The organism is Lentihominibacter faecis (assembly GCF_014306095.1).
Taxonomy (GTDB): domain Bacteria; phylum Bacillota; class Clostridia; order Peptostreptococcales; family Anaerovoracaceae; genus Lentihominibacter; species Lentihominibacter faecis.
In genome coordinates, this window is the sequence record NZ_JACRWC010000087.1 from 1 (window position 1) to 7,944 (window position 7,944).

Below are 7,944 nucleotides of genomic sequence, written 5' to 3' on the forward strand. Positions count from 1 at the left end.
TTTTAGCGATATTTGCAGAATTATATTCGCTGATCCCAGCGATAGCCGAGCAAATCCATGAAGGAGTTATTACGTCACGCTGATTTCATCCTTGAACTCCCTCGCAGTAAGGCTCACAGGATGAAAACGTGTTAAAAGAGTACTCTGCCAGGGATTTTCAGAGGCTTCCTTCGATGTCCACCTCAGGATTTCATCCTACAACGCCAGGTTCATTGTGATGAAGGATGAAACGTCTTAAAATATTTCCATTCAAGCGAACCATTCTACTTGTAAAACAGATAACACGCTAGAACTTCATCCCACTAGCACTATACCCGTGGGATATAGGGATGAAATCAGCGTGATAAACGTCATGGAAGAATCCAATTATTCTTACACCAAGAAACTTTGACTAGCCATTTTTAGAGTTAGGATGAAGGGGGATAGGGATGATGAATCCATAGCTTAGCGTTGGCAGCGTTAGGATGAAAATTTACCAAAATTTAGGCAGATTTTCATCCCTATTAGCCAGCACCGCAAGTTTAAAGATGAAAGGCCTTAAAGCGCAGGTCGATTTCACCCGGTTTCATCGTTATTTCGGGAATTAAGCCCGTTAAGGATGAATCGACCGTCGAAGCAGCTCTAATCAGGTCAGTCCTGCAGCCCTGGATCACCAGAATCCCGGGTGCAGAAAACGGGAGATCCAACGACGGTGGTCTGCTGACATGCAATCCACTCATTTTGAATCTCCCGTTTCGTTATTGCGTATTAAGTTTTGCTATTTTATCTATCTGCTCTTATACAGCTTTCTGCCACAAAATACGATCCCTGCTGCTGCAGCCAGCATCAGCACTGCCAGCATGCCGATCGGCATTGTATCGCCGGTCTTGGTGCCGTTGGCGGAACCGTCCTGCGATACCGTTGTCGGTGGAGCTGTCTTTTCTTTGACTACCACGTTGATCGACTTCTCCACTGAGGCTCCGTCTTTATCCGTTACCTCATACGTCACGCTATAAAGACCAGCCTTGGATGTATCTACGGTGTTTTTCACGATCTCGATCTGATCCGTCAGGTCTCCATCTTCTTTATCAGTCGCCGTTACGCCACTCTTCGGATCGAAGTTATCTCCAACCGTCAAAGTCTTGTCTTCCGCATTGATGACAGGGACTTCATTCAAAGCGACCCATTTCATGTGGACTTTCAGCGTTACGTTAATACCTTCGATCGTATTATAGTTGTCTGTATCAACCGGCGTATATGTTACGGTGAACGTATTGGTTCCCGGGTTGCCTACAGAAGTAGTTGTAGGCTGTTCCCAAGTAAAGCCTTCCGGCAGCTTCACTTTTGCCAGAGTCTGCCCTTCGATGGCTTCCAGATTCTGTGGCACCTTGTATGATGGATTCGCTTTCGCTATGGTAAAGTTCACATAATCAGAGTCTGCACTTGCATGGGTATCATCTTCTGCCACAGTTGCCTTCACCCTGTATTCACCGACATATACCGGTGCCGCATCAAGATCTGTCCAGTGATCTCCATCCTTCTGCTGATAAACAAATGTGATAGCTCCTGTGCTGCCTGTTACAGTACAATTATCTGCTGTCAATTCGATCTGGTTGCCATCGTAAGTCTTGTTATCAACTGAGTTTAATGTGATGGTGGAATGAGCTTTTTCTCCCCATTTCGCATAGTAGGTCTTACCTGCCGTTGGAGCAGTACTTACAGCAGTACCATCGCAACCTTTATTATCATACCAGCCTAAGAACTTGTGATTTTCCTTGATTGGCGTTGCAAGGGTATCCGTTGTAAAATCTGTATTTTTAGCGAACGTACCTCCGTTAGTCACAGCGTAAACCGCATTTCTTGTACGATCTGCCTTGTCGCTAGGATCAACAGCAGTATAGATGGAGCTGGTTCCTACCGGCAAGTACGGCACAACTGTATCATCAGGAAGATAGAACGTGCGCGCGATTTCCCGATAGTTAGTATGATCCCAATGCTGGCTAAAGCACCATTTTCCAAATACACTTGTGTTTAAATTCTTTGTGTCCCATCCGCTTAAATCATAAGTAATCTTTTTATTCGTCGGTTCCGCGTTAAAGAAAAATGCCTGCTGGCCTACTGTCACACCGGAGGGAATGTAAAAGTACGGTACTTCAGAATTTACGAATGCACCGCCGCCAATAGTCGTCAGCTTGGAATTTGGTGAAATATCAACTTTGATCAACTTACTGCACTTGCAAAATGCATTGTTTCCGATCTCGGTCACTGCATCAGGAATTGCGATTTCCGTTAAAGCCGTGCACCCCTCAAATGCGCTCCGTCCTAACGTTTTGAGTGCAGTAGCCTTTTCCAGATGAACTGCAGCCAGACTTGTGCATCCATTAAACGCATGATTTCCGATTGATGTTAACCCCTCGGATAATTCGATGGATTTCAGCGAGGTACATTCTTTAAATGTATTGTCTGCAATTGATGTTACTCCTTTGCCAAGGGATACTGTTTCCAGCACTTCAAATCCTGACAGCAATCCGTTCGGGACATTGGTCACACCGTCGCCCAGCACAACGTTTTTCAGAGTCGTTTTCGAGCCACTTAAACTGAAATCCGATAAATCACCATTTTCGACTGTAAAGCTTGTCAACTTCGCGCCATCATTATCGAAACCATGGGTGCTGTTATTCCAGCTTCCATTGAACAGGCTCCCCGGAAGTTTTAAATCTTTAGTACCTTCGATGTTCACGGTCGTCAAGGCTGAGCAACCCTGGAATACGTTATTGTCCAAAGTTTCAACAGCACCTAGTTCTACACTGGTCAAACCAGTCTGAATAAAAGCAGAATTTCTAAGGTTTTTCAATGCGTCCGGGAATGTAAAGCTTGCTAATTTACCGCATTGAGCAAATGCATTTCTGTCGATCGTTTCCAGCTTTGAATCAGCTTTATCCGCCTGCACCTCAGCAAGTTTGGAACATTGGGAAAACATTCTGTAAGGAATGATCGTCACGGAGTCATCCAGCGTTACTTTCTCCAAAGCTGCACAGCCTTGAAATGCGGAGGACTGCAGGTCACCGTTCTGTTGATAGAATTCCACCTTGCCCGGAACTGTAAGCTCCGTCAAGTTTGGCATATAAGAAAACACATATGCGCCAGCGCGGGTCAGGTTGCTACTTTCAAAGTCGATCGAGCTGAAACCCGTTCCTCTGAATGCAGCTGTCATAACACCTGTGATATTTTCAGGAAATACTAATTTTCCAGCAGGATAAGTCGTTGCTCCGTTTTTACACTGATCCAGTTTTTCGCAATAGTCAAACATACCGAACGGTACGAAAGAACCGGTCGCCGTCTGTTCAGTTACGTATCCGTCAGAAATGTTCTTCGGGTTAAAACCAGCCCAGTCAACTACTTCGACTTTGGAACAGTGGGAATACAGATTATCGCCGTAATCCGTCACATTTTTATAAAATCCGATAGCCGTAATCCCAGTATATGCAAACGCATAGTCTCCTAATCCAGTGACCTTGTCACCGATCTCGATATTGGTAATCGGGAACAGTTTTGTCGTGGCATCGGCACTCAGAGTCTGATACCACGGTGCTGCCTCGGCAATATTAATATTTTTGCCTACTGGAGCCTTATAATCCGCCATCGCTCCACTTCCGTCAATCGTCAGCGTATACGTTGGATTGGCAGCGTCACTATTATTCTGCGTCAGCTTCCACGTCACATGATCGTTTCCTGTCGCTCCGCAATACCCAGAAGTCGCAGCACTGCTTCCAGTGCCGCCTGTCGCATCCGCGAAACTAAACGACGGGATCATGGTCACCAGCATCATCAGACTCAGCATCAGTGCCAGTACTAATTTTCTCTTCTTCATCGTTTTATCCTTTCAATCCTACTATAACTACCGTTTTATTGCTATTCACCGCTGTCACCATGGTTATCTGTCATACGCTGCGCGCCCCGCTCTCTTCGCCGCTTGTTCTGGTAATACAGACTCCGGCTGATCCCTGCTGTCTCGCAAAGATGGGTCACACAGTTCCGGCATTCTTCCTTCTCTGCCACGTCGCTTATGATCTGGCAGATCACCTCATGATCTCTTCCCTCCGGGCTTAACTGGATGCCTCTTCTACAAAGCTCCCGAAAAAACTCCACTTCCGCCCGCAGCATCCGTATGGTCTTTTCCTGCTCTCTGCATTGGTCTACAAGCTTCCTCTTATTGCTTTGGGTCTGCTCCGGGTCGTACGCCTGCTCTTCCCCATCTTTTCCTTTATGCAAAACAGCCTCCCGGCTTCCCAGCGTCCCGCTTTCATAAGATTCCTTCCAGCGGGCACAAGCTCTCTCGATCCTCTTCGACCCCAGCATGTCGATATCAAAGCCCGCATCCCGAAAGATCTGCACCGGGCGTCTTCCTGCAGTATATTCTCCCATAAAGAGCTGCTTGAATTCTCTGGAATAGGAGATACTCGTCCGGTTAACATCTGTCACATATGGATTTTGAAGCAGGCGATCCATTTCCTCTTCGGTGAATCTCCCTCGCCCCATGCAAAGCCCCCTTTCCTTTTTTCTTTGACAAAATGAATATTTTGTCCGCGATCTAAAGCCTTGCAATAACTGAAGATCCGCTGTGTTTAAACATCAGGCGTCCTGATCTTGACTGATCATCAGGATTTTTACAAAAAAGGAATGCAGGATCAAAAAAGTCTGATTAGAAATGCTTTCAGGCATGATAAAAAATCGTTCTGATTTTCCCGGAACGATTCTTTGTCATACGCTAATACAGAAAGATAATCCCCTCCAAGTTAACAAAACTTATCTAGAATTTGCATGTTATTACTTGCAGGTAGTAGGGGGGTATGGTAATATAGTGTTATTAATTAAGTAGTAAATTAGTCAACATTTGCAGAAAAGAGGACAAAATATTCATTTTGTCCGCTGCACCAGCCCAAGGCGGGCTATTTTTTTTGCGTAAACATCTTCCGTGGATACCAGATAGATCCGCGTGGTCTCGATGCTGCTGTGGCCCAGCATGTTGGCGAGGGCCGAAATGTCACGGGAAGCACGGTAAAAACACCGGGCAAAGAGATGACGCAGATTATGAGGAAACACCTTTTCCCTGGCGACGCCTGCTGCCCCACAGAGAGCTTTCATCTTCGCCCAGATCTGTCTTCGATCAAGCCGCCGGCCGCCTGTCGTCAGGAAAAGCTCCCCTGATCCGATCCCCTTTTTCCGGGCATATTTCTGCAGCTTCCGACAAAGCTGCCCCGGGATCAGGATCGTTCTCAGTTTTCCTTTTAAAGAGATCTGCGTGCGGCCCTTTGCAGCGGCTTCCCGAGTGATATAGCGCACTTCGCTTACCCGGATCCCCGTAGCGCATATGGTCTCCATCAAAAGCACCAACTGCTCATCACCTTTTCTGCGTGCGGCGGAAATCAGCTTTTCATATTCTGTTTTTGTCAACTCACGGTCACTGCTGCGAAAAAAAGACTTTTGCAGCCGGATCGCCTTGATACGAAGATCCTGCCAGCACATAAACTTGAAATACGTATTGACTGCAGCCAGCATAGAGTTGACCGTCGACGGGGCGCGACCGCTTTGCAGGAGATACTGTTTCCACCGGACGGCAGTGTTCTTGGTGACCTCGCAGCAGGAAAATCCTGACGGAACGGAGCTTTGATCCTCGATCCAGGCAGCAAAATTCTTCACATCCCGCATATACTTTTCGATCGTTCCTGCACTTCGCTCCTCCTGCTGCAGGAATCCCTGAAACCGGATCAGACTCTCCTCTGTTACATACCGATTTTCACTCATGATATAACCTCCCGTTTTTGCCTCACTATAGGGGATTTCGACTGGAATGGCAAGGGGAGCAAACCTTTACGTTAACGTTAAAGTTTTGCGGGTTTTTCCATGACTTCTTAAGTTTTAAGACTGTTTGAGGTGAGATTTCCTTGACTTTACCGTAAGGGCAAGGTGTATAAGAAAAATGTTACAGGCAATCTACACAAAATAATTGCAACGGTTACAGACATGGAGGTAAGAATGTTAAACGTATCAAAACGGACAGCTTATATGATCCTGGCGATATCCATCGTCGTCGAGGTCATCGGAGATGCCATGCTGACGGCATCCCACGGATACGATCATGCACTGCTGGGGATCGCAGCTATCATCGCTATAGTATTTTCCTTTTTCCTTTTTTCCAAAATCCTGCATATTATCGATCTACCCATCGCTTATGCGACCTGGTGCGTAGTCGGGACACTGGCGTGCACACTGTTGGGCGTCTTTTTCTTTCACCAGCACCTTTCGCCCATCGGCTGGATATCGATAATCATTCTGGCTGCCGCCACCTTCACCATGAACATGTGGGGAACGCCTGCCGAGGATCCTGAAAACGCCGAAACAGAAAGCAGAGAAACAGCAGAAAACACAAACGACGCAAATAGAGAGGAGAATGGATCATGCTAAATTCATACATCTTGCTCGCCATCTCTATCCTGGCCGAAGCGATCGCATCTTCCTTAACAGTGGCCACGAAAGGCTTTACAAACCCAAAACCGACCATCGTCTGCATACTGGGATACTCTATAAGTTACGGGCTGTTTGGCATTGCCCTGCTGGGAATCGATCTTGGGATCGCCTATGCCACATGGAGTTCTGTCGGCATCATCGCGACTTCCTGTGTCGGCTATCTCTTCTATAAACAAAAGCTGACGAAAATCGGCTACATATCCCTGTTGGTGATCATGATCAGCACCATCACATTGAATCTGCTGGGATAGTATCTTCGCAGCCGCAACCGGTCTTTTACTTATCCGCAAAAAACGACCCCTAAAAGATATTCCATCTCTCAGGGATCGTTTTTCGTTTATGATAATCCTGTTGTACTATCAATATTCAGAATCTTACAGCGTCCAGTCTGTAATGTGAGTGTGGAGCAGTTCGTGAGCTCTCTTGGAAAGAGGTTCGCCCAGGAATTCCTTATAGGCCAGCTGCACCGTCGGATTCTCGTGGGAGAATCGCAGTTCTGCTGTACTGTCGATGCCGTACAGAGTCTTGCCTCGTTCTTCTGCCAGTTCGGATCCATCGTGGATCGGCTGTCCGCCGCCACCTGCACATCCGCCAGGGCATGCCATGATCTCTACGAAATCGTATTCCACTTCGCCCTTCTTCAAAGCGGTCAGCAGTTCTCTCGTGTTGCCCAGTCCGCTGGCAACCGCCACCTTGACTGCAACGCCTTCAATTTCAAAGATGGCTTCTTTCCAGCCCTTAACGCCTCTTACCTTCTTAAAGGCGTCCGTCTTCGGGTTCTTGCCCGTCAGCAGGAAGTGAGCCGAACGCAGCGCTGCCTCCATAACACCGCCGGTCGCACCGAATATGATGCCGGCTCCGGTCGCTTCGCCAAAGAAATCATCAAACGGAGCTTCTTCCAGCTCGTCAGTCTTGATACGATCCGCATTGATCAGTCTTCCCATTTCTCTGGTCGTCAGTACCAGATCCACGTCTTTGCCCGCATCAGCATCATTGACTTCTTCTACATCACATTCATATTTCTTCGCCGTACAAGGCATGATGGAAACAGAATAGATCTTTTCCGGATCCACGCCCAGCTTCTGTGCGATATATGTCTTGCTCATGGCGCCGAACATCTGCTGCGGAGATTTTGCAGTAGAAAGATTCTCTGCAAATTCCGGGAATTCGTTCTTCACGAAACGAACCCAGCCCGGGCAGCATGAAGTGAACAGCGGCCACTTGTGCTTATCTTTTTCTCCAAAGTGCTGGAGGAATTCGCTGCCTTCCTCCATAATGGTCAGGTCAGCTGTGAATCCCGTATCAAAGACGTAATCGAAGCCGATCTGCTTCAATGCAGCCACCAGCTTGCCCAGCGTGCTTTCCTCTCTGTAAAGTCCGACGCTTTCACCCCAGGCAGTACGCACAGCCGGTGCGATCCTGTCTCTTATACACATC

General features: G+C 47.3%; 6 protein-coding genes. 2 read left to right on the plus strand and 4 right to left on the minus strand.

What is annotated here, in order from left to right; genetic code table 11:
- Positions 1–766: 766 nt before the first annotated feature.
- The 3 genes from H8876_RS06790 to H8876_RS06800 all read right to left on the minus strand — a co-directional run bounded on the left by H8876_RS06790 (position 767) and on the right by H8876_RS06800 (position 5,784).
- The gene (locus tag H8876_RS06790; RefSeq protein ID WP_249287101.1) at positions 767–3,850 is read right to left on the minus strand and encodes a leucine-rich repeat protein; all 3,084 of its coding nucleotides are present in this window, start codon (positions 3,848–3,850) and stop codon (positions 767–769) included.
- 41 nt (positions 3,851–3,891) lie between these two features.
- Positions 3,892–4,518 (minus strand): HTH domain-containing protein, encoded by a 627-nt coding sequence (locus H8876_RS06795; RefSeq protein WP_249287102.1) that lies wholly within the window; start codon positions 4,516–4,518, stop codon positions 3,892–3,894.
- Between the two features lie 378 nt (positions 4,519–4,896).
- Positions 4,897–5,784 (minus strand): tyrosine-type recombinase/integrase, encoded by an 888-nt coding sequence (locus H8876_RS06800; RefSeq protein WP_249287103.1) that lies wholly within the window; start codon positions 5,782–5,784, stop codon positions 4,897–4,899.
- 231 nt (positions 5,785–6,015) lie between these two features.
- Between H8876_RS06800 and H8876_RS06805 the strand changes: the two genes are divergently transcribed.
- Entirely contained in the window at positions 6,016–6,444 is a 429-nt protein-coding gene (locus H8876_RS06805) for a DMT family transporter (protein WP_177264834.1), read from the plus strand.
- Complete coding sequence (locus tag H8876_RS06810; RefSeq protein WP_249287104.1) at positions 6,438–6,758, plus strand: DMT family transporter; 321 nt, start codon at positions 6,438–6,440, stop codon at positions 6,756–6,758. Before H8876_RS06805 ends, H8876_RS06810 begins: the two co-directional genes overlap by 7 nt.
- Before the next feature lie 123 nt (positions 6,759–6,881).
- Here H8876_RS06810 and H8876_RS06815 read toward each other — a convergent pair.
- The coding region (locus tag H8876_RS06815) for a [Fe-Fe] hydrogenase large subunit C-terminal domain-containing protein (RefSeq protein WP_249287105.1) at positions 6,882–7,944 on the minus strand (1,063 nt) is incomplete at its 5' end.

Bases quoted from the DNA above. Each gene is read 5' to 3' on its own strand.
- H8876_RS06800 (WP_249287103.1), bottom strand. From the start codon at position 5,784: ATGAGTGAAAATCGGTATGTAACAGAGGAGAGTCTGATCCGGTTTCAG.
- H8876_RS06805 (WP_177264834.1), top strand. From the start codon at position 6,016: ATGTTAAACGTATCAAAACGGACAGCTTATATGATCCTGGCGATATCC.
- H8876_RS06810 (WP_249287104.1), top strand. From the start codon at position 6,438: ATGCTAAATTCATACATCTTGCTCGCCATCTCTATCCTGGCCGAAGCG.
- H8876_RS06790 (WP_249287101.1), bottom strand. From the start codon at position 3,850: ATGAAGAAGAGAAAATTAGTACTGGCACTGATGCTGAGTCTGATGATG.
- H8876_RS06795 (WP_249287102.1), bottom strand. From the start codon at position 4,518: ATGGGGCGAGGGAGATTCACCGAAGAGGAAATGGATCGCCTGCTTCAA.